We start from the raw sequence: 21132 nt of genomic DNA, 5'->3' as shown, positions 1-21132 counted from the left end.
AACCAGAAGGGAGCCATACAGGCTCCCTTTGGTGATTAACTCGCCTTTTTGATCTGCGGGAGATCAAATGCTTTACGTAAAGCGCGAACAAACGCTTTATCGTGACAGATAGTTTTACCTGGGCTGTCGGAGAGTTTTGCTACTGGCTTACCGTTACACTCAACCAGCTTGATAACGATATTCAGCGGCTTCACCTGCGGAATATCGCAGGTTAAACGCGTACCGATACCGAAGCTCAAATTAATGCGCGATGAGAAGTGACGATAAAGCTCAACGGCTTTCGTTAAGTCGAGATTATCGGAGAACACCAACACTTTACTCAGTGGGTTAATGCCCAGCTTTTTATAGTGGTTGATGGCTTTCTCGCCCCATTCAAACGGGTCGCCCGAGTCATGGCGCAATCCCTGATAGCGGTTAGCGAATTCCGGGCCAAAATCACGCAGGAAGGCATCCATGGTAATACAGTCGGTCAACGCAATGCCGAGCTGTTCTGGATACTCTTCAAGCCAGGCGGCCAAGGCGGCGCGCTGGCTGGTGGCAAGATCGGGGCTGATTTGCTGATGTGCCTGGAACCATTCGTGCGCCTGTGTTCCCATCGGGGTGAGCGACAGACGGCGCGCCAGATCGTAATTACTGGTGCCGGTAAACCAGGATTCCTGCTGCAGACGGCTAACAATCGCCTCCTGTACTTCGCGGGAAAAGCGGCGGCGGGTACCAAAATCCATCAGCTTGAAGGCGCTCATGTCAATGTCGGCGGTCAACTGATTAAAGTCGACCAGCTTACGCTCCAGCATGTCCAGCGCCTGCGGCACACCGTTTTCCGGCGAACGGTAGCGATGAACCAGCTCGCTAATTACCGCCAGCAGCGGAACTTCCCACATGATGACTTCACGCCACGGGCCTTCAAGGCGAATATTGAGCTTGCCGTTATCGTTGGTGACGGTGACCTGCTGTGGGTCGTAGCGAAAATCTCGCAGCCAGTTCAGATAATCTTGTTTAAAGAAAGGAAGGCTGGAGAGCCAGTGGTACTCGTCATCCTGCAGGGTGAGTGAACGCATGGCTTCGACTTGTTCGCGAATAGCGTCAGCATAAATGCCCAGCAGATCGTCCCCACGGCAGCGGAATTCAGCCGCTACGTTTACGTCGTAGTAGTGGTGAAACACGGCCTGCTGCATATGCAGTTTGTAGGCATCTGTGTCTAGCAGCGAGTGCAGCACAGGAGAAGCGAATTGTGTCATGGTGCGCAGTAGCATCCTCTCACAGGAGCGTTTAGTACAATAAACAACAGGGGAGAATCGCTGGAGTATACCTTGTTTATCGATTTATTGAACCCCGATCACACCATAAGGCACGAAGAGTCACCATGGCGTTTTGTGCGTTATGTTATGTAAATGTATCATTTTTCCCTATTTGACTGGAAAAGATGAAGATTCTGCGTAGCGCGTTTAACACAACAGGAATAGACTGGAGGTGACATTTACAAAAGATGCTAAAGGTTTTTTATGACACAACAGCCCCAAGCCAAGTACCGCCACGACTACCGTGCGCCGGACTACCTGATTAGTGATATTGACCTGGCCTTTGACCTGGATGCCGCAAAAACCATCGTGACCGCGGAAAGCCAGGTTTCCCGCCACGCAGCGTCTGATGTACCGCTACGTCTGAACGGTGAAGATTTAACCCTGATCTCTCTTCACGTTAACGGCGAGCCATGGGACAACTATAAAGAAGAAGAGAACTATCTGGTTATTGCTGGCCTGCCAGAACGTTTCACCCTGAAGATTGTGAATGAAATCAGCCCAGCGGCGAATACGGCGTTAGAAGGGTTGTATCAGTCCGGCGAAGCGCTCTGCACCCAGTGTGAAGCTGAAGGCTTCCGCCACATTACCTGGTATCTGGACCGCCCGGACGTGCTGGCCCGCTTCACCACCAAAATTATTGCCGATAAAACCAAATATCCGTTCCTGCTCTCTAACGGCAACCGCATTGCCGAAGGCGAGCTGGAAAATGGTCGCCACTGGGTACAGTGGCAGGATCCGTTCCCGAAACCATGTTACCTGTTTGCGCTGGTCGCCGGCGATTTCGACGTACTGCGCGATACCTTTAAAACGCGTTCTGGCCGTGACGTTGCGCTGGAGCTGTTCGTTGACCGCGGTAACCTGGATCGCGCGCCGTGGGCGATGACCTCGCTGAAAAATTCCATGAAGTGGGACGAAGATCGTTTCGGCCTTGAGTACGACCTCGACATCTATATGATCGTCGCCGTCGACTTCTTCAATATGGGCGCGATGGAGAACAAAGGGCTGAACGTCTTTAACTCCAAATACGTGCTGGCCCGTACCGATACCGCGACGGATAAAGACTATCTCGATATCGAGCGCGTGATTGGTCATGAATATTTCCATAACTGGACTGGTAACCGCGTTACCTGCCGTGACTGGTTCCAGCTGAGCCTGAAAGAGGGCTTAACCGTTTTCCGTGACCAGGAATTCAGCTCCGATTTAGGCTCCCGTGCTGTGAACCGCATCAGCAACGTGCGCACCATGCGCGGCCTGCAGTTTGCGGAAGACGCCAGCCCGATGGCGCACCCGATTCGCCCGGATAAAGTTATTGAAATGAATAACTTCTATACCCTGACGGTATACGAGAAAGGGGCGGAAGTTATCCGCATGCTGCACACTCTGCTGGGCGAAACCAACTTCCAGAAAGGCATGCAGCTGTACTTCGAACGTCATGACGGCAGCGCTGCGACCTGCGATGATTTTGTGCAGGCGATGGAAGATGCGTCCAACGTTGACCTGTCCCACTTCCGCCGCTGGTATAGCCAGGCCGGTACGCCAATCGTCAGCGTACACGATGACTACAACCCGGAAACCGAGCAGTACACCCTGACCATTCGTCAGCGTACGCCGGCGACCGCCGAGCAGGATGAAAAATTCCCGCTGCACATTCCATTCGACATCGAGCTGTACGATAACGAAGGCAAGGTGATCCCGCTGCAGAAAGACGGGCATCCGGTGCATCACGTGCTGAACGTTACCCAGGCGGAGCAGACCTTTGTGTTCGATAACGTCTACTTCCAGCCGGTGCCGTCCCTGCTGCGCGAGTTCTCGGCGCCAGTGAAGCTGGAATATAAATGGAGCGATCAGCAGCTGACGTTCCTGATGCGTCACGCGCGTAATGACTTCTCCCGCTGGGACGCAGCGCAAAGCCTGCTGGCGACCTATATCAAGCTGAACGTTGCGCGTCATCAGCAGGGTCAACCGCTGTCGCTGCCGATCCACGTGGCCGATGCGTTCCGCGCGATCCTGCTGGATGAGCACATCGACCCGGCGCTGGCGGCTGAGATCCTGACGCTACCGTCAGCCAGCGAAATCGCTGAGCTGTTCGAGATTATCGATCCTATCGCCATTGCGGCGGTGCGTGAAGCGCTGACCCGCACGCTGGCGACTGAACTGGCCGATGAGTGTCTGGTGATTTACAACGCCAACAAGCTCGACAGCTACCGCGTAGAACATGCCGACATCGGTAAACGCTCGCTGCGTAACACCTGCCTGCGTTACCTGGCGTTTGGCGACCGTGAGCTAGCCGATAAGCTGGTGAGCGAGCAGTACCATCACGCCGATAACATGACCGATGCGCTGGCGGCGTTGTCCGCAGCGGTTGCGGCTGAACTGCCGTGCCGTGACGCGCTGATGCAGGAATATGATGACAAATGGCATCATGACGGCCTGGTGATGGATAAGTGGCTGATCCTACAGGCGACCAGCCCGGCGGACGACGTGCTGGCAACGGTACGTAAGCTGCTGAACCACCGTTCATTCAGCATGAATAACCCGAACCGTATTCGCTCGCTGATTGGCGCCTTTGCCGGCAGTAACCCGGCGGCGTTCCATGCGGCAGACGGTAGCGGTTATCAGTTCCTGGTGGAAATGCTCACCGTACTGAACAGCAAAAACCCGCAGGTGGCTTCTCGTCTGATTGAGCCGCTGATCCGCCTGAAACGCTATGATGCGAAGCGTCAGGCGTTAATGCGTGCCGCGCTGGAGCAGCTGAAAGGGCTGGAAAATCTCTCTGGCGATCTGTACGAGAAGATTGCTAAAGCATTAGCTTAACCCGTAGCCCGGACGAGGCGCGAGCCGACTCCGGGGAGGCTCGGTGGCAATTCCGGTTACATTTATATCGACAAACAAAAACGCCGTAGGTTTTTCCCTACGGCGTTTTTTTTATCAAACATGTTCGGTGAGTCGCGCGGAACTTAACGTGGGAACCTGGATGTCCCGCCGATGCAGCGCCTGCCAGAATGTCTCCAGTGCGCTGTCCAGCCGGGTGTGCAGATTCGGGCTGAACTGCGGCTTATGTTGATAATCGGTCACCTGGCTATCGTCGGCAAACACGCCCTGCAGGATCTCCTGGGCCTTCAACGCATTCAACACCGGCTTCAAGGCGTAATCCACCGCCAGCATATGCGCCACCGTACCACCGGTTGCCAGTGGCAGCACGACTTTGCCTTCCAGCGCACGCTCAGGCAGCAGATCCAGCAGCGCTTTTAATGCCCCAGCGAATGACGCTTTGTAGACCGGAGTGGCGATAATCAGGCCGTCAGCGTGAGCTAACTGCTCGGTCAAGGTTTGCAGTGCAGGGCTGTCAAAGCGGGCGTGAAACAGATCTTCGGGGGCGAAGTTCTGTAGATGCCAATGGAAAACTTCAACGTCGGCGGCAGAGAGTTTCTCCCTGGCGTACTCCAGCAGGGCGCTGGAGCGAGAAGGAAAACGAGGGCTGCCTGCTAAAGTAATGACGCGCATGGTCTCTCCTTATAACTAAAAACAAACATTAATCTAGAATTGATAACATTTGCATCAGTGTGTCAGAGGGGAAAGCTTGGGCGAAATACTTTTTCCGATGATGGATTACCAGAAAATGCATATGCGGAGTGCAGGAGAGATTGAATAGAAGGAAAACGATTGCGCTTTTTTTGCCGCAGGTCAATTCCATTTATGAGCGTTATCGCACATAATACGCCCCCGGTTTGCACACCGGGAATCCAGGAGAGTTCATGTACTATCCCTTCGTTCGTAAAGCACTTTTTCAGCTCGATCCAGAGCGCGCTCATGAATTAACGTTTCAACAATTACGTCGCGTCACCGGCACTCCGCTGGAAGCACTCGTGCGTCAAAAAGTGCCGGAAAAACCGGTCACCTGCATGGGGCTGACGTTTAAAAATCCACTGGGTCTGGCCGCGGGTCTGGATAAAGATGGCGAATGTATTGACGCCTTAGGGGCGATGGGTTTCGGTTCCATTGAGATTGGTACCGTCACGCCGCGTCCGCAGCCGGGCAATGACAAACCGCGTTTGTTCCGCCTGGTCGATGCCGAAGGGTTGATCAACCGCATGGGCTTCAATAACCACGGCGTTGATAACCTGGTCGAGAACGTTAAAAAAGCGCATTTCGACGGAATTCTGGGGATTAATATCGGCAAAAATAAAGATACCCCGGTTGAGCAGGGCAAAGATGACTATCTGATTTGTATGGAAAAAATCTATGCCTATGCCGGTTATATTGCGATTAATATCTCCTCGCCAAATACCCCAGGGCTGCGTACGTTGCAATATGGCGATGCGTTAGACGATCTCCTCTCCGGTATTAAAAATAAACAATCGGAGCTCCAACAAAAGCACCATAAATATGTTCCAGTGGCGGTGAAGATCGCTCCGGATCTTTCTCATGAAGAGTTGATCCAGGTGGCCGATAGTTTAGTTCGCCATAATATTGATGGGGTGATCGCGACCAATACCACATTGGATCGTTCTCTGGTTCAGGGGATGAAAAATTGCGATGAAATGGGGGGCTTAAGCGGTCGTCCATTACAATTAAAAAGCACCGAAATTATTCGTATGCTGTCAGCAGAATTAAAAGGTCAATTGCCGATTATTGGCGTTGGCGGTATCGACTCGGTGATTGCGGCGCGTGAAAAGATGGCAGCTGGCGCTTCTCTGGTGCAGATCTATTCCGGGTTTATTTTTAAAGGTCCGCCGCTGATTAAAGAAATCGTTACCCACATCTAGTATTTTTCCTGATAGTGTGATCCAGGGCTTTATTTCCGGCCCTGGTTGCTTTATATTTCCCTACTGTTGCTTATTTAAACATATTGGTCTTTTATTATTTAAGGCAAAGTAACGCAACGGAAGAACAGGCAATGCATTGGATGCGAATATGACGGGGGAGTAAAATGCGAATTAAACCTGATGATAACTGGCGTTGGTATTATGATGAAGAGCACGATCGTATGATGCTCGATTTAGCCAATGGTATGTTGTTTCGTTCGCGTTTTGCTCGCCGGATGTTAACGCCCGATGCTTTTGCGCCAACCGGTTTTTGCGTTGACGATGCCGCGCTTTATTTCTCCTTTGAAGAGAAATGCCGTGACCTTGTGCTTTCAAAAGAACATCGTGCTGAGCTGATTCTTAATGCCCTCGTCGCCATTCGCTTCCTCAAACCCCAAATGCCAAAAAGCTGGCATTTCCGCGCGCACGAAGATAGCTGGTCTCCGGTGACCGGTGATGCCGCAGCCGTTTGGTTAAGTGACGATGATAGCCAGGTGAATTTGCTGGTGGTCGAGCCGGGCGAAAACGCCGCACTATGTCTGTTGGCACAGCCGGGTCTGGTGTTGGCCGGGCGCACCATGCAGCTTGGAGACCCTATCAAAGTGATGAACGACAGGCTGCAACCTCAGCCGGGGCTGGACGGTTACAGCCTGGAACAAGCGGTTTAAAGCTTCAGCTTCAGTGCCGTTTTCGGCACGCAGCTACAGCTAAGAATCGTACCATCGTTCGCTATCGCACTCTTTTTCAGCGGGCTCACTTCTCCATCCAGCAGCGTCACGCGGCAGCTGCCGCAGATACCCGCGCGGCAGGAATAGGGGACGCGAATACCCTGTTGCTCTAGTTGTTCCAGTAAGATCTGTTGATTATTCCCGGTAAAAGTACTGCCTTCCCAGTCAATCTCGACGAGCGCATCCTGCTGCGTCTGCGGGGCCAACGACTCGTCGCTTTTCCCCGCGCCGTATACGATAGCCGGGCCGGTGGTAAGAATTTCCACTTCATCACCTACGCGAACCACGCCGCTATTGCGGGCAATCAGGTTCTGACCGAAATCCACGTCGCCGTTGGCGGGGTTGGTGCGAAACGACTGTAGCGTGCTCAGTGGTTCTGCCGCTGGATGCTTTTGCCCTTTTTCCGGGCTGATGGTCGTAAAGATGCAGCGGCTGCAAGGTTTCACGACATCGAAGACCACGTCGCCAATGCGCAGCGTTTTCCAGCTGTCTTCTTCCCAGGCTTGTGCACCGGTCACCACCAGATTGGGGCGGAACTGCTCCATGCGAACGCTGGCGCGACAGCGCTGCTGTAGGTCACGCAGCGAGGCTTCGTTGGTCAGCAGGAAGGGAAAACCATCGGCGAATGAGAGCGGTACCGCGTCGTGACGCTTAACGCGGCGGGTAAGGTCATCACCCAGCCAGCGAAGCTGAACGTCGCGTTTAAAGAACGGCGTCAGCCACTGATTGATAGCGTCAGGCGCGATACGCGAGGTAAAATGGTTGCCCCATACTTCGGTTGGCGACGGCTGACCGACGAAATCCACAAAACGGACTAACGCACTGCTGCCGTCGGGCGCAGTGAGGTGTAAACCATCGTGAAGGACCGCAGGGGTAAAACGCACCATCGCCGGGAACTGCCGGGCGGTAATAAAGGTGCCATCAGGCTCGGTGATCATGAAAATGCGGTCAAATGCCATCCCGCTAATATCGGCAAAGGCGTGCGTAAGCCCGATGCCGCGCATGGATTTCACCGGATGTATAAAAAGCCGCGATAATGTAGCCACAACGCTGTCCCTGAGTCGAAAATAAGCCTTTAACTTTATGACATGGGACGCAGATTGGCTATAATGCGCAACAATTTTCTGCGAGTAAAAGTGACGATATGAATTCTCTGTTTGCCAGTACGGCCCGTGGGCTGGAAGAGCTGTTAAAAACTGAACTGGAAGGCCTGGGCGCCCAAGAGTGCCAGATTGCCCAGGGCGGCGTCCATTTCCAGGGCGACACGCAGCTTCTGTACAAAAGCCTGATGTGGAGTCGTCTGGCTTCGCGCATCATGATGCCGCTGGGAGAATGTAGCGTCTGGAGCGATCTCGATCTTTATCTCGGCGTGCAGGCTATCGACTGGACGTCGATCTTCACCCCGGATGCCACCTTTGCGGTTAGCTTCGGTGGCCTGAACGATAGCATCCGTAACAGCCAGTACGGTGCGTTGAAGGTAAAAGATGCGATCGTCGATGCCTTTACGCGTAAAAATCTGCCGCGTCCTAACGTCGATCGTGAAAATCCGGATCTGCGTATTAACGTCCGTCTCAACAAAGAGACCGCCTATATTTCTCTCGATCTGAGCGGCGAAGGCCTGCACCTGCGCGGCTATCGCGATCGTACCGGCATGGCGCCAATCAAAGAGAACCTGGCAGCGGCTATTGTCATGCGTTCCGGCTGGGTGCCGGGCACACCGCTGCTCGACCCAATGTGCGGTTCCGGTACGCTGCTGATTGAAGCGGCGATGTGGGCTACCGACCGTGCGCCTGGGCTGCACCGCGGTCACTGGGGCTTCAGCGGCTGGGCGCAGCATGACGATGCGGTATGGAAAGAAGTCAAAGCTGACGCGCAGACCCGCGCTCGTGCTGGTCTTGCCGCCTATGAATCCCGCTTCTTTGGCTCTGACGTCGACAGCCGTGTCGTTGAACTGGCGCGCAGCAACGCCCGTCGCGCCGGTATTGGAGAACTTATCACCTTTGAAGTGAAGGACGTGGCGCAGCTGACCAACCCGCTGCCGAAAGGTCCTTACGGTACCGTTATCAGCAACCCGCCTTACGGCGAACGTCTGGAAAGCGAACCGGCGCTGATTGCGATGCACAGCCTGCTCGGTCGCAATATGAAAAACCAGTTTGGCGGCTGGAACCTGTCGCTGTTTAGCGCCTCTCCGGAGCTGCTAAGTTGCCTGCAGCTGCGCGCCGAGCGTCAGTTTAAAGCCAAAAACGGCCCGCTGGACTGCGTACAGAAAAACTACCACCTGGCTGAAACCACCGGTGAGAAGCCTGCCTCTCTGGCCGAAGATTACGCCAACCGTCTGCGTAAAAATCTGAAGAAATTCGAGAAATGGGCCAAACAGGAAGGGATTGAATGTTACCGCCTGTACGACGCTGACTTGCCGGAATATAACGTGGCCGTTGACCGCTACGCCGATTGGGTCGTGGTGCAGGAGTATGCGCCGCCGAAAACCGTTGATGCCAATAAAGCGCGTCAGCGTCTATTCGACATTATCGCGGCCACCATCGCCGTGCTCGGTATTGCGCCGAACAAACTGGTACTGAAAACCCGTGAGCGCCAGAAGGGCAAAAACCAGTATCAGAAGATGAACGAGAAGGGCGACTTTATGGAGGTGAGCGAATACAACGCGCGCCTGTGGGTCAACCTGACCGATTACCTCGATACCGGCCTGTTCCTCGACCACCGTATCGCCCGTCGTATGCTGGGTGAAATGAGCAAGGGCAAAGACTTCCTGAACCTGTTCTCCTATACCGGCAGCGCCAGTGTGCACGCGGGTCTGGGCGGCGCGCGTTCGACCACCACCGTGGATATGTCGCGTACCTATCTGGAGTGGGCGGAACGTAACCTGCGCCTTAACGGCTTAACCGGCCGTGCGCATCGCCTGATGCAGGCGGACGTGCTGGCATGGTTGCGCGATACCGACGAACAGTTCGACGTGATCTTTATCGATCCGCCAACCTTCTCGAACTCCAAGCGCATGGAAGATGCGTTTGACGTTCAGCGCGATCATCTGCGTCTGATGAAAGATCTGAAGCGTCTGCTGCGTAAAGGCGGCACCATCATGTTCTCCAACAACAAACGCGGTTTCCGTATGGACCACGACGGCCTGGCAGAACTGGGACTGAAAGCACAAGATATTACCCAAAAAACACAGTCTCAGGATTTCGCCCGTAACCGTCAGATCCACAACTGCTGGCTGATTACTGCAGCCTGAAAGGAATAAAGAATGTCATTAATTAGTATGCACGGTGCCTGGCTGTCGTTCAGCGATGCGCCGCTTCTTGATAATGCAGAACTGCATATTGAGGATAACGAGCGCGTCTGTCTGGTCGGCCGTAACGGCGCGGGCAAATCGACGCTGATGAAGATCCTCAACCGTGAGCAGGGTCTCGACGACGGCCGTATTATTTATGAACAGGATCTGGTTGTGGCGCGTCTGCAGCAGGATCCACCACGTAACGTGCAGGGCAGCGTTTACGACTTTGTCGCTGAAGGTATCGAAGAGCAGGCGGTGTACCTTAAGCGCTACCACGATATCTCGCATCTGGTGATGACCGACCCAAGCGACAAAAACCTGCAGGAGCTGGCGAAGGTTCAGGAACAGCTGGATCACCACGGCCTGTGGCAGCTGGAAAACCGTATCAACGAAGTGCTGGCGCAGCTGGGTCTGGAGCCGGATATGGAACTGGCGGCACTGTCCGGCGGCTGGCTGCGTAAAGCGGCGCTGGGCCGTGCGCTGGTGAGCGCACCGCGCGTGCTGCTGCTCGACGAACCGACGAACCACCTGGATATTGAAACGATCGACTGGCTGGAAGGTTTCCTGAAAACCTTCAAAGGCACGATTATCTTTATCTCCCACGACCGTTCCTTCATCCGCAATATGGCGACCCGTATTGTTGACCTCGATCGCGGCAAGCTGGTGACCTATCCGGGTAACTACGACCAGTACCTGCTGGAGAAAGAAGAAGCGCTGCGCGTAGAAGATCTGCAAAACGCCGAGTTTGACCGCAAGCTGGCGCAGGAAGAGGTCTGGATCCGTCAGGGCATTAAAGCGCGGCGTACCCGTAACGAAGGTCGCGTTCGCGCCCTGAAAGCGATGCGAAACGAACGTAGCGCCCGCCGTGAAGTGATGGGCAGCGCTAAAATGCAGGTTGAAGAAGCGTCCCGCTCCGGCAAAATCGTCTTTGAGATGGAAGACGTTAACTACCAGGTTAATGGCAAAGTGCTGGTGAAAGATTTCTCCGCACAGGTTCAGCGCGGTGACAAGATTGCGCTGATCGGCGCCAACGGCTGTGGCAAAACCACGCTGCTGAAGCTGATGTTAGGTCAACTGGAGGCGGACAGCGGGCGTATTCACGTCGGCACCAAGCTGGAAGTGGCCTACTTCGATCAGCACCGCGCCGAGTTGGACCCGGACAAAACGGTGATGGACAACCTCGCCGAAGGCAAGCAGGAAGTGATGGTTAACGGTAAGCCGCGCCACGTGCTGGGCTATCTGCAGGACTTCCTGTTCCATCCGAAGCGCGCGATGACTCCGGTTCGGGCGCTGTCCGGCGGGGAACGTAACCGTCTGCTGCTGGCAAGACTGTTCCTGAAACCAAGTAACCTGTTGATTCTCGATGAACCAACCAACGACCTGGATGTCGAAACGCTCGAGTTGCTTGAAGAGCTCATCGACGGCTATCAGGGCACCGTGATGCTGGTCAGCCACGATCGTCAGTTTGTTGATAACACCGTTACCGAATGTTGGATCTTCGAAGGCGAAGGGCGCATTGGTCAATATGTCGGCGGTTATCACGACGCGCGCGGCCAACAATCGCAGTCACGGGCGCAAAAACAGTCAAACGAGAAAAAAAGCCCAGAAGTGGTGCAGCCAAAAGCAGAAACGGTCAAACGAGCAAGCGCCAAACTAAGCTATAACCTGCAGCGCGAACTGGAGCAGCTGCCGCAGAAGCTAGAAACGCTGGAGGCGAATCTGGAAACGTTGCAGGCTCAGGTTGCCGATGCATCGTTCTTCAGCCAGCCTCACGACCATACGCAAAAGGTACTGGCCGATCTGGCTCAGGCTGAGCAAGCGCTGGAAGAAGCGTTTGAACGGTGGGAATATCTGGAAGCGTTAAAAAACGGCGCCTGATTGAGGAGTTTTCATGTGCGAACAACATCATGCTGCGCAGCATATCCTATGTTCACAATGTGACATGCTGGTGGCGTTGCCGCACCTGGAGCATCGACATAAGGCCACCTGCCCACGCTGTGGTACAACGCTGACCACTGCGTGGGACGAGCCCCGCCGGCGCCCCACGGCCTATGTGCTGGTTGCGCTCTTTATGTTGGTGCTGGCGAACCTATTTCCGTTTATCAGCATGAATGTGGCGGGGGTCAGCAGTGAAATTGAGCTGCTGGAAATCCCAGGCGTTATGTTCTCTGAAGACTACGCCAGCCTCGGCACCTTCTTCCTGCTGTTTGTACAGCTGGTACCCGCGTTCTGTCTGATTACCATTCTGCTGTTGGTCAACCGGGTGCGCATGCCGCACCGGCTTAAGGCGATTCTGGCGCGTATTCTGTTTACCCTGAAAACCTGGGGTATGGCGGAAATCTTCCTTGCCGGGGTGCTGGTGAGCTTTGTGAAGCTGATGGCATACGGTGATATCGGTGTCGGTAGCAGCTTCCTGCCATGGTGTCTTTTTTGTCTATTACAGCTGCGGACCTTCCAGTGCGTAGACCGTCGATGGCTGTGGGACGATATTGCCCCGATGCCCAAACTTGAACAGCCGCCGAAACCTGGCGTGACCGGTATTCGTCAGGGGCTGCGCTCCTGCGCCTGCTGTACGGCGATTTTACCCGCCGACCAGCTTGAGTGCTCGCGTTGCCACAGCAAAGGGCACGTTCGACGTAAAAACAGCCTTCAGTGGACGATGGCGCTGCTGGTGACGTCGATTATGCTTTATCTTCCGGCCAACATCCTGCCCATCATGATAACCGACCTGCTGGGTGACAAGATGCCGTCGACCATCCTGGCCGGGGTGGTACTGCTCTGGAGCGAAGGGTCGTATCCGGTGGCAATGGTTATTTTCCTTGCCAGTATTATGGTCCCAACCTTGAAGATGATCGCCATCGCCTGGCTGTGCCTGGATGCCAACGGCATGAAGCGTAAGCACCGGGACAGTGAACGTATGCATCTGATCTACGAAGTGGTGGAGTTTGTTGGCCGCTGGTCGATGATCGACGTCTTTGTTATTGCGGTACTTTCGGCCCTGGTGCGTATTGGGGGCCTAATGAATATCTATCCGGCGATTGGCGCGCTGATGTTTGCGTTGGTCGTCATAATGACCATGTTCTCGGCAATGACGTTTGATCCGCGACTATCGTGGGATCGGGAACCTGAATCAAGCCATGAGGAGTCGTAAAAGCATGGAAACCAAGAGTGGGGAGGCGAATGTGCAGAAAGTGAAAAACTGGTCTCCTATTTGGATCTTCCCGATCGTAACGGCGCTGATTGGTGCCTGGATCTTATTTTATCACTACAGCCACCAGGGGCCGGAGGTGACGCTTATCACTACCAACGCTGAAGGTATTGAAGGTGGTAAAACGACGATCAAAAGCCGTAGCGTTGACGTTGGGATTGTCGAAAGCACGACGCTGACCGACGATTTAACGCACGTGGAAATTAAAGCGCGACTGAATTCCGGCATGGAAAAGCTGCTGCACAAAGACTCGGTATTCTGGGTCGTGAAGCCGCAGATTGGCCGTGAAGGTATCAGCGGGTTGGGCACGCTGCTGTCGGGCGCCTATATCGAGCTGCAGCCAGGCTCTAAAGGTTCTGAGCTGAACAGCTATCAGCTCCTGGATTCACCGCCGCTGGCTCCACCTGATGCGAAAGGCATTCGCGTGCTGCTTGATAGTAAAAAAGCAGGGCAGCTCAGTCCAGGCGATCCGGTGCTGTTCCGTGGCTATCGTGTAGGGTCCGTTGAGACGAGTACTTTTGACCCGCAGAGCCGCACTATCAGCTATCAGTTGTTTATCAGCGCGCCAAACGATCGACTGGTGACCAGCAACGTACGTTTCTGGAAAGACAGCGGCGTAGCGGTCGATCTGACCTCCGCTGGGATGCGCGTAGAAATGGGCTCGTTGTCGACACTCTTTAGCGGTGGCGTCAGCTTTGACGTTCCGGAAGGTGTGGAACTGGGTCAGCCGATAGCCGAGAAAACCGAATTTAAGCTGTATGACGATCAAAAGAGCATTCAGGACTCGCTCTATACCCAGCACATCGACTACCTGATGTTCTTCAAAGATTCTGTACGTGGGCTGCAGCCCGGTGCGCCGGTTGAATTCCGCGGCATTCGCCTTGGTACCGTGGCACAGGTGCCATACTTTGTACCTGGTTTACGTCAGGCATTGAACGATGACTATCGTATCCCCGTGATGATCCGCATTGAACCAGAACGTCTGGCGAGCGAACTCGGAGAAAAACCTGACGTAGGGGCCCATTTAACTGGCCTTATTCAACGTGGCCTGCGTGGTGCGTTAAAAACGGGTAACCTGGTAACCGGTGCACTTTACGTGGATCTTGATTTCTATCCAAAAGAGAAACCGGTTAAAGAGATGCCTGAGTTTGGTGGTCATCAGATTATCCCAACCGTCAGCGGTGGCCTGGCACAGATCCAGCAGCGCCTGATGGATACGCTCGATAAGATCAACAATCTGCCGCTAACGCCGATGGTTGAACAGGCAACGAACACGCTGAGTGAAAGCCAGAACACGATGCGCCGCCTGCAGACGACGTTGGATAATCTGAACAAGATAACCGCCAGCCAGTCCGCTCAGCAGCTACCTGCCGATATGCAGAAAACGCTGCGTGAGCTAAATCGCAGCATGCAGGGCTTCCAGCCGGGTTCCGCCGCCTACAACAAGATGGTGGGTGACATGCAGCGTCTGGATCAGGTTCTGCGTGAGCTGCAACCGGTGCTGAAAACGCTGAATGAGAAGAGCAATGCGCTGGTGTTCGAAGCGAAGGATAAAAAAGATCCAGAGCCTAAGAGGGCGAAATAATGAAAAAGTGGTTAGTACTGGTTGCAGCCTGCCTGTTGGCAGCCTGCAGCAGCACGGAAAATAAAACCTACTACCAACTGCCGCAGGCAACGGGCACGGTACAGAACAGCGCCAGCGCAAATCAGCGTCTGCTGTGGGTGGAACAGGTCAGTATCCCTGACTTTCTCGCCGGCAGCGGCGTGGTCTACCAGACCAGCGACGTACAGTATGTGATTGCCAGCAATAACCTGTGGGCGAGCCCGCTGGACCAGCAGCTACGCACAACGCTGGTAGCGAACCTCAGTAACCAGCTTCCGGGCTGGGTGGTCTCCTCGCAGCCGTTAGGTAGCGATCAGGATACGCTTAACGTCTCGGTAAATGGCTTCCACGGCCGTTACGATGGCAAAGTTATCGTGAGTGGGGAGTGGCTGCTCAATCATCAGGGCCAGTTGACGAAGCGTCCGTTCCATATCGAACTGGCGCAGCAGCAGGACGGCTATGACGCCATGGTGAAAGTGCTGGCACAGGCCTGGAGTCAGGAAGCGACCGCGATAGCGCAGACCATCAATCGGTAACCATAAGTAGAATTAATTGTTCTAAAGACCGCCGACGGTGCAAAACCTCGGCGGTTTTTTTTATCTCTATGCTCAATTGCTTACTTAACCCACTTCACATTTTTTGTACAAATGTTCTTCTGAGTAGCTCACAAATATGACATTGGTATGAATTCTGCGCATTGACGGGGGAATGGTTTAGCGGTATTCGTATTATGTGGCTGCACACTTTGTAACCACTGTTTTCTTTTCCACCAGACCAAGATATGAGGGAAACGAGGCATGAAGAGACAAAAACGAGATCGCCTGGAGCGGGCACATCAGCGTGGGTATCAGGCCGGGATTACCGGGCGACCAAAAGAAATGTGTCCATACCAGACCATTAACCAGAGGTCTTACTGGCTGGGAGGCTGGCGAGAAGCCATGGAGGACAGGGCGGTAGTCGCCTGACACTGTCTCTTTAAAAAGAAACCTCCGCAGTGCGGAGGTTTCGCCTTTAGATTCACAACGCTACTCTATCGTCAGTTCCCTCTGACGACAAACAGCATCAGAATGCAGAAGTGTCCTGGAACAGGCCCACTTTCAGATCGTTAGCGGTATAGATCAGACGACCATCAACCAGCACTTCACCATCCGCCAGACCCATGATCAGACGACGGTTAACAATACGCTTGAAGTGAATACGGTAGGTCACTTTCTTCGCGGTTGGCAGAACCTGGCCGGTGAATTTAACTTCACCCACGCCGAGCGCACGGCCTTTACCTTCGCCGCCCAGCCAGCCGAGGTAGAAACCAACTAACTGCCACATTGCGTCCAGACCCAGGCAGCCTGGCATTACTGGATCGCCGATAAAGTGGCAACCAAAGAACCACAGGTCAGGATTGATATCGAGCTCAGCTTCAACATAACCCTTGTCAAAGTTGCCGCCGGTTTCGGTCATTGAAATGACACGATCCATCATCAGCATGCTCGGAGCTGGCAACTGCGGGCCTTTAGCGCCAAACAGTTCACCGCGACCAGAGGCAAGAAGGTCTTCTTTTGTATAGGATTCGCGTTTATCTACCATGTTTTCAGTAAGCCTTATTTTGAGTTCGGGACGCAGGATAGCTAACACGTGTACGCTGAACAAGTCCGATCAGTTGGAAGCTGAACGATTTAACCAGCGTAACGGCCACGGATAGCGGTAGCGAGGCTCCTGCTGCGTAGCTTGTGCAATGCGTTCCTGAATAGTTTGCAACAGCGTCTGTCCTTCACCGTCCCAGTTCAATTGCATGAGAAGCGGCAGTGCATCGGTCACATCATCAATAGCCCAGATGGAGAATTCTCCGGCCTCTACCGCTTCCTGCACCTCGGTTGCGAGGCTCAGGTGGCGCACGTTAGCTGAAGGAATAATCACCCCCTGCTTGCCGCTCAGGCCGCGCTGAGCGCAGATAGCAAAGAAACCTTCGATTTTTTCATTCAGGCCGCCAACCGGCTGGGCGCGACCAAACTGATCGACAGAGCCGGTCATGGCAATGCTTTGGTTAATCGGCACGTTAGCCAGGGCGCTGATGAGCGCACAAAGCTCGGCCATGGAGGCACTGTCGCCGTCGACTTCACTGTAAGATTGTTCAAAGGTGATGGAGGCAGAGAACGGCAGTTGCTGTTCCAGATCCAGCTCGGCCATTAAGAAGGCCTGCATTAACATCATCCCTTTAGCGTGAATATTGCCACCGAGTTCGGCTTTACGTTCGACGTCGGTAAACTCGCCGTCGCCGATGTGTACTACGCAGCTAATGCGTGAGGGTTCACCGAATGGGCGAGGGTGACCAGGGAAATCAATGACTGACAGGGCGTTGATCTGACCGATGCATTCGCCTTCGGTTTCAATCAGGATCTGCTCAAGCAGGATTTCGTCCTGCATACGCTCGGCCAGGAACCCTTCACGCCACTGGCGCTGTACCAGCATCGTTTTCAGCTGTTCGGCATTGATAGTGCTGTCGGTGGTAAATGGTGCGGCTTCACGCAGCTGACGGCTAATCCACAGCGGGCAGAGCGGCATCACTTCCTGGTCGCCGGTGTAACGGGCGCCTTCCTGCATCAGAAGCGGCCAGGCATCGGCAGCAAGCCCTGGCAGCGATTTCTCACGTGCCACCCCGGAGACCCACTGACACCATTGTCTGAGGGCTTCTTCGTCCGTCAGCTGCAGGCTGTCTTCAAACTCGCTGTACAGCGAGGATTCGGCCAGTTCAGGCTCCATCTCCTGGAAGTCCGCCAGCGATTCACGCTCACCGACAAGCATGACCTTAAGCGTCAACGGCATAGAAGGGATGCTTACCGGCAGCGGGCGCGCATCGTCAAAGGTCAGCCAGTCGAAGCGCTGTTGAGTGACGATGTTTTTTAAGCGCATCCACAGAATGGGCTGCGACATCAGCGTGCGTAAAGAGAGGATCAGAATGCCGCCGTTGGCCTGATGAACCAGACCAGGCTGCAGGCTGATTTCGCCGTTAAACTGACGAACACAGCCAAAAAGTTGTTCTGCTTCGACCCAGTCAGCAAAAATGATGGGGCCGCTGCTTGCGAAGTTATCATCTGCGCTACGAGCTGGCTGTACGGTGACTTTGCCACCAACAGCCTGATAATCGACGCCCGTCAGAGCGGATTCATCGCTATTGCGCAGAGAGAGGGCCGTTTGCGAGAGCAGCTGCAGGTACTCTTTTTCTTCTGGTGCTTTGACCAGCAAGAACGGGGAAATCCCCTGTGGATGCAGAAACTGCTCCAGCGCGTAGTGTAAACGGGCCTGGAGTTCGCTGAATAATGCGTCGTTTTCTGAGGCTAAATCAGGCTGGGCAAATAGCGCCTGGTATGCTTCAGTCGCGGGGGCGAGAAAGCGCCGGGAAAGAGTATTTATAGTCAATGTCGCTATTTTTAGTCAGATGTAAAGTGCGTGATTATACCTGATGCCGTTGGGAAGCTCACGGAGAATAGGGAAGTATCTTCGGGCATCAGCCTTATCCGTATCACAGTTGCAGATTTCTTCTCAGCACATTGAGGAAAAACTGTTATCCTGAAAAGAGTTACACGGTCACACTGAGATCGCAATGAAATATCAACAACTGGAAAATCTTGAAAGCGGCTGGAAGTGGAAATACCTGGTGAAAAAGCACCGGGAAGGTGAGTCCATTACCCGTTACATTGAAGCCAGCGCCGCGCAAGAGGCTGTCGATGTTTTGCTGAAACTGGAAAATGAACCGGTTCTGGTGAATGGCTGGATTGCTCAGCACATGAACCCGCAGCTGGTGAACCGTATGAAGCAGACGATTCGCGCACGCCGTAAACGTCATTTTAACGCCGAGCATCAGCACACCCGCAAGAAGTCTATCGATCTGGAATTCGTTGTCTGGCAGCGTTTGGCAGGGCTTGCACAGCGCCGGGGTAAAACCTTGTCTGAAACGGTTGTTCAGCTTATTGAAGATGCCGAGAATAAAGAGAAGTATGCGACAAAGATGTCCAGCCTGAAGCAGGATCTGGAAGCAATGCTGGGAAAAGAGAAGTAGGCGATACCGCTGCTTTAACGTCGGTTGCTATAGATTCAGACCAAAAAAAACCCCGCGAAGCGGGGTTTTTTATTAGACGAGAACTTAAGCCTGAGGCTGAGTTACAACGTCTTTGCTACCTTTAACTTCGATCTCTACGCGACGATCTGGTGCCAGGCAGTCGATCAGCGCAGCTTTCGCTTTCACGCTGTCACAGGTGTTGCCAGTAACTGGGTTAGATTTGCCCATGCCACGTGCGGAGATTTTGTCAGCTGGGATACCTTTAGATACCAGGTAATCAACAACGGACTGTGCACGTTTTTCGGACAGACCCTGGTTGTAAGCGTCAGAACCGATACGGTCGGTGAAGCCCAGAACCACTACGGAACCTTCTTTAGGATCCAGGTTGCTCAGCTGGGAGTACATCTGATCCAGAGCTTGTTTGCCTTCTGGTTTCAGAGTTGCTTTGTTGAAGTTGAACAGAACGTCAGACTTCAGAGTGAAGTGCTTGGTCTGTACTTCTGGAGCTGGAGCTGGAGCTGGAGCGATTACTGGAGCTGCTGCATCCTGCTGGCCGAAACGGTAGGAAACACCTACGCTCAGCATGCCGTTGTCTGGACGTACGCCAACGCTGTTTGCGTCGCCGATGTTGTTAACCCACTGGTATTCCAGACGGGTAGCGATGTCACGAGTAACAGCCCACTCAACGCCGCCAGCGAATACTGGGGAAACGCCGGTGTCGTGGTTTTTACCAACGGTCGGGTTGTTGTTGTTGGAATCTGCACGCCATACCATGCCGCCCAGACGGGTGTAGATGTCCAGATCGTCAGTGATTGGGTAACCCAGTTTAGCGGTCAGCTGTACGCCCTGAGCTTTCAGTGCGCCATTGGTCACGCTACCGGTGTACTCCATACGGCCCAGCCAGTCGTAACCCATTTCGAAACCAACATACGGGTTAACCTGGTAGCCACCGAACGCGCCTGCGCCCAGCTGGCTGTTGTGGGTAGAACCGTTGTTGTTCAGGTCACTCTGGTACCAGCCGGTGTCATGGAACTGGGACCAACCCAGTTTACCACCTGCGTACCAGGTGTTGTCTTGCGGAGCGGCCTGCGCTACAGAAGCGAAGCCTGCCAGTGCCACTGCAATCGCGATAGCTGTCTTTTTCATTTTTTGCGCCTCGTTATCATCCAAAATTTGCCATGAAGTTCTAAATAGACTCACGGTTAAATCCTTCCACCGGGGGCGTGGCTTAATAAAATACTCAGCAGATAACTGCGGTTAAGCTTGAGCACCCCTGGCGATGTAAAGTCTACAACGTCGCTCGAAACTTACAAGTGTGAACTCCGTCAGGCTTATGAAAAAAAAAGAGTTGTATATGCAATATTTAACAAATATGTCGAAAAATTAATCGATATAAAATACCGCAAACCGCACCAGACAAGCGTTCTGTCTAAAATCAGCCGAAAAATCGTGGAGATAAAAAAACTGCAAAAAAAATCCCAGGAATAATCCTAATTTCACTCAATGATACAAATTTGAGTGAATTTTTAGCCCATTAAATTGTCCTGTTGAGTGAGATGCAGACTGAACTGGTCGCATAATGAGCACCATCGCGTTACCTTCTTCCGCAGCATGTTGTAATCGAGCATGTTCTTCCGCTGATAATTCATCCGTCAGCCAGCCGATAATCACACTATAATTTCCAGTCCGGGATGCCCGAACCATAGAATCAAGCATATCGTCTGATGACATCTGGCGCAGTTGCATGACTTTGGTGAGCGGCAGACCGGATGACTGTACCCACTCGCGGCTTAACTTTTGCTGCGGCGTTAGCCAAAGCTGCCAACGGGACTGCTGACCGAGTTGCTGGAGCAATGGTAAGAGTAATAACTGTGCCATCATTGGCTGATCTTCCCGATAAAGGACTTCGCTAATTAAAGCAGCAGACGGCGCTTTTACGGAGGTAAAAGTATGGGAAGCGGTAGTGGTTGCCGCGGCAGAAGAACGATTTACAACACCAGAAGTATACATAGTTAATCCAGCCCTGTGGGTTACTGTATGAATATACAGTACTACCCCGAAGATTAAAGATCAACCTCATTTTCTGAAAGCAACTCGCAAAAATGCACTCTAAATGCCCCTGAAGGCAAATTCACCTTGCCGCG

The 21132-nt window shown here is 53.5% G+C and carries 17 protein-coding genes; 10 read left to right on the top strand and 7 right to left on the bottom strand.

Annotation, left to right across the window (positions count from 1 at the left end; genetic code table 11):
• Positions 1–35: 35 nt before the first annotated feature.
• Positions 36–1238, bottom strand: a complete 1203-nt coding sequence (gene pncB, locus V6940_RS10280) for a nicotinate phosphoribosyltransferase (RefSeq protein WP_333495774.1) — start codon at positions 1236–1238, stop codon at positions 36–38.
• A 264-nt stretch (positions 1239–1502) separates the two neighbouring features.
• Here pncB and pepN point away from each other — a divergent pair, with 264 nt between their 5' ends.
• Positions 1503–4115, top strand: coding sequence for an aminopeptidase N (gene pepN, locus V6940_RS10275; protein WP_333495773.1), 2613 nt, complete (start codon positions 1503–1505; stop codon positions 4113–4115).
• A gap of 114 nt (positions 4116–4229) precedes the next feature.
• Here pepN and ssuE read toward each other — a convergent pair whose 3' ends face one another.
• Positions 4230–4805, bottom strand: a complete 576-nt coding sequence (ssuE, locus tag V6940_RS10270; protein WP_333495772.1) for an NADPH-dependent FMN reductase — start codon at positions 4803–4805, stop codon at positions 4230–4232.
• 251 nt (positions 4806–5056) lie between these two features.
• Here ssuE and pyrD point away from each other — a divergent pair, with 251 nt between their 5' ends.
• Both pyrD and zapC read left to right on the top strand, forming a co-directional pair.
• The gene (gene pyrD, locus V6940_RS10265; RefSeq protein WP_333495771.1) at positions 5057–6067 is read left to right on the top strand and encodes a quinone-dependent dihydroorotate dehydrogenase; all 1011 of its coding nucleotides are present in this window, start codon (positions 5057–5059) and stop codon (positions 6065–6067) included.
• Between the two features lie 164 nt (positions 6068–6231).
• Positions 6232–6774: a cell division protein ZapC gene (gene zapC, locus V6940_RS10260; protein WP_035892410.1), complete on the top strand. Its 543-nt coding sequence runs from the start codon at positions 6232–6234 to the stop codon at positions 6772–6774.
• Here the strand turns inward: zapC and V6940_RS10255 are convergent.
• Positions 6771–7880, bottom strand: coding sequence for a YcbX family protein (locus tag V6940_RS10255; RefSeq protein ID WP_333495770.1), 1110 nt, complete (start codon positions 7878–7880; stop codon positions 6771–6773). The two genes, zapC and V6940_RS10255, sit on opposite strands and share 4 nt — an antisense overlap.
• Before the next feature lie 98 nt (positions 7881–7978).
• Between V6940_RS10255 and rlmKL the strand changes: the two genes are divergently transcribed.
• From rlmKL to rmf, 6 genes are all read left to right on the top strand, one after another.
• Positions 7979–10084: a bifunctional 23S rRNA (guanine(2069)-N(7))-methyltransferase RlmK/23S rRNA (guanine(2445)-N(2))-methyltransferase RlmL gene (gene rlmKL, locus V6940_RS10250; RefSeq protein WP_333495769.1), complete on the top strand. Its 2106-nt coding sequence runs from the start codon at positions 7979–7981 to the stop codon at positions 10082–10084.
• Between the two features lie 12 nt (positions 10085–10096).
• Entirely contained in the window at positions 10097–12004 is a 1908-nt protein-coding gene (locus tag V6940_RS10245) for an ABC transporter ATP-binding protein (RefSeq protein WP_185666544.1), read from the top strand.
• A 13-nt stretch (positions 12005–12017) separates the two neighbouring features.
• Positions 12018–13277 carry a membrane integrity-associated transporter subunit PqiA gene (pqiA, locus tag V6940_RS10240; RefSeq protein WP_333495768.1) on the top strand — a complete coding sequence of 420 codons (1260 nt, stop codon included), beginning with the start codon at positions 12018–12020 and terminating at the stop codon, positions 13275–13277.
• A 4-nt stretch (positions 13278–13281) separates the two neighbouring features.
• Positions 13282–14919 carry an intermembrane transport protein PqiB gene (gene pqiB / locus V6940_RS10235; RefSeq protein WP_333495767.1) on the top strand — a complete coding sequence of 546 codons (1638 nt, stop codon included), beginning with the start codon at positions 13282–13284 and terminating at the stop codon, positions 14917–14919.
• Positions 14919–15473 (top strand): membrane integrity-associated transporter subunit PqiC, encoded by a 555-nt coding sequence (gene pqiC / locus V6940_RS10230; protein WP_220440999.1) that lies wholly within the window; start codon positions 14919–14921, stop codon positions 15471–15473. The genes pqiB and pqiC overlap by 1 nt, the downstream gene beginning before the upstream one ends.
• Before the next feature lie 261 nt (positions 15474–15734).
• Positions 15735–15902, top strand: coding sequence for a ribosome modulation factor (gene rmf, locus V6940_RS10225; protein ID WP_035892402.1), 168 nt, complete (start codon positions 15735–15737; stop codon positions 15900–15902).
• 97 nt (positions 15903–15999) lie between these two features.
• Here the strand turns inward: rmf and fabA are convergent, their stop codons facing one another.
• Both fabA and V6940_RS10215 read right to left on the bottom strand, forming a co-directional pair.
• Entirely contained in the window at positions 16000–16518 is a 519-nt protein-coding gene (fabA, locus tag V6940_RS10220; protein WP_185666540.1) for a bifunctional 3-hydroxydecanoyl-ACP dehydratase/trans-2-decenoyl-ACP isomerase, read from the bottom strand.
• Between the two features lie 69 nt (positions 16519–16587).
• Positions 16588–18348 (bottom strand): Lon protease family protein, encoded by a 1761-nt coding sequence (locus tag V6940_RS10215; RefSeq protein ID WP_333495766.1) that lies wholly within the window; start codon positions 18346–18348, stop codon positions 16588–16590.
• Between the two features lie 184 nt (positions 18349–18532).
• Here V6940_RS10215 and matP point away from each other — a divergent pair, with 184 nt between their 5' ends.
• Positions 18533–18988 (top strand): macrodomain Ter protein MatP, encoded by a 456-nt coding sequence (gene matP, locus V6940_RS10210; protein ID WP_333495765.1) that lies wholly within the window; start codon positions 18533–18535, stop codon positions 18986–18988.
• An 84-nt stretch (positions 18989–19072) separates the two neighbouring features.
• On the opposite strand, the gene ompA is transcribed toward matP, so the two are convergent.
• Together ompA and sulA are read right to left on the bottom strand one after the other, a co-directional pair.
• The gene (gene ompA / locus V6940_RS10205; RefSeq protein WP_333495764.1) at positions 19073–20134 is read right to left on the bottom strand and encodes a porin OmpA; all 1062 of its coding nucleotides are present in this window, start codon (positions 20132–20134) and stop codon (positions 19073–19075) included.
• Positions 20135–20488: 354 nt separating this feature from the next.
• Positions 20489–20998: an SOS-induced cell division inhibitor SulA gene (gene sulA, locus V6940_RS10200; RefSeq protein WP_333495763.1), complete on the bottom strand. Its 510-nt coding sequence runs from the start codon at positions 20996–20998 to the stop codon at positions 20489–20491.
• Between the last annotated feature and the right edge of the window lie 134 nt (positions 20999–21132).

Origin of the sequence: Kluyvera sp. CHPC 1.251 (assembly GCF_036759945.1) — a bacterium.
In the GTDB taxonomy this organism is placed as follows: domain Bacteria; phylum Pseudomonadota; class Gammaproteobacteria; order Enterobacterales; family Enterobacteriaceae; genus Kluyvera; species Kluyvera sichuanensis.
This window is presented reverse-complemented; position numbering and strand designations above follow the sequence as displayed.

Bases quoted from the DNA above. Each gene is read 5' to 3' on its own strand.
- pncB (WP_333495774.1), bottom strand. From the start codon at position 1,238: ATGACACAATTCGCTTCTCCTGTGCTGCACTCGCTGCTAGACACAGAT.
- pepN (WP_333495773.1), top strand. From the start codon at position 1,503: ATGACACAACAGCCCCAAGCCAAGTACCGCCACGACTACCGTGCGCCG.
- ssuE (WP_333495772.1), bottom strand. From the start codon at position 4,805: ATGCGCGTCATTACTTTAGCAGGCAGCCCTCGTTTTCCTTCTCGCTCC.
- pyrD (WP_333495771.1), top strand. From the start codon at position 5,057: ATGTACTATCCCTTCGTTCGTAAAGCACTTTTTCAGCTCGATCCAGAG.
- zapC (WP_035892410.1), top strand. From the start codon at position 6,232: ATGCGAATTAAACCTGATGATAACTGGCGTTGGTATTATGATGAAGAG.
- rlmKL (WP_333495769.1), top strand. From the start codon at position 7,979: ATGAATTCTCTGTTTGCCAGTACGGCCCGTGGGCTGGAAGAGCTGTTA.
- V6940_RS10245 (WP_185666544.1), top strand. From the start codon at position 10,097: ATGTCATTAATTAGTATGCACGGTGCCTGGCTGTCGTTCAGCGATGCG.
- pqiA (WP_333495768.1), top strand. From the start codon at position 12,018: ATGTGCGAACAACATCATGCTGCGCAGCATATCCTATGTTCACAATGT.
- pqiB (WP_333495767.1), top strand. From the start codon at position 13,282: ATGGAAACCAAGAGTGGGGAGGCGAATGTGCAGAAAGTGAAAAACTGG.
- pqiC (WP_220440999.1), top strand. From the start codon at position 14,919: ATGAAAAAGTGGTTAGTACTGGTTGCAGCCTGCCTGTTGGCAGCCTGC.
- rmf (WP_035892402.1), top strand. From the start codon at position 15,735: ATGAAGAGACAAAAACGAGATCGCCTGGAGCGGGCACATCAGCGTGGG.
- fabA (WP_185666540.1), bottom strand. From the start codon at position 16,518: ATGGTAGATAAACGCGAATCCTATACAAAAGAAGACCTTCTTGCCTCT.
- matP (WP_333495765.1), top strand. From the start codon at position 18,533: ATGAAATATCAACAACTGGAAAATCTTGAAAGCGGCTGGAAGTGGAAA.
- ompA (WP_333495764.1), bottom strand. From the start codon at position 20,134: ATGAAAAAGACAGCTATCGCGATTGCAGTGGCACTGGCAGGCTTCGCT.
- sulA (WP_333495763.1), bottom strand. From the start codon at position 20,998: ATGTATACTTCTGGTGTTGTAAATCGTTCTTCTGCCGCGGCAACCACT.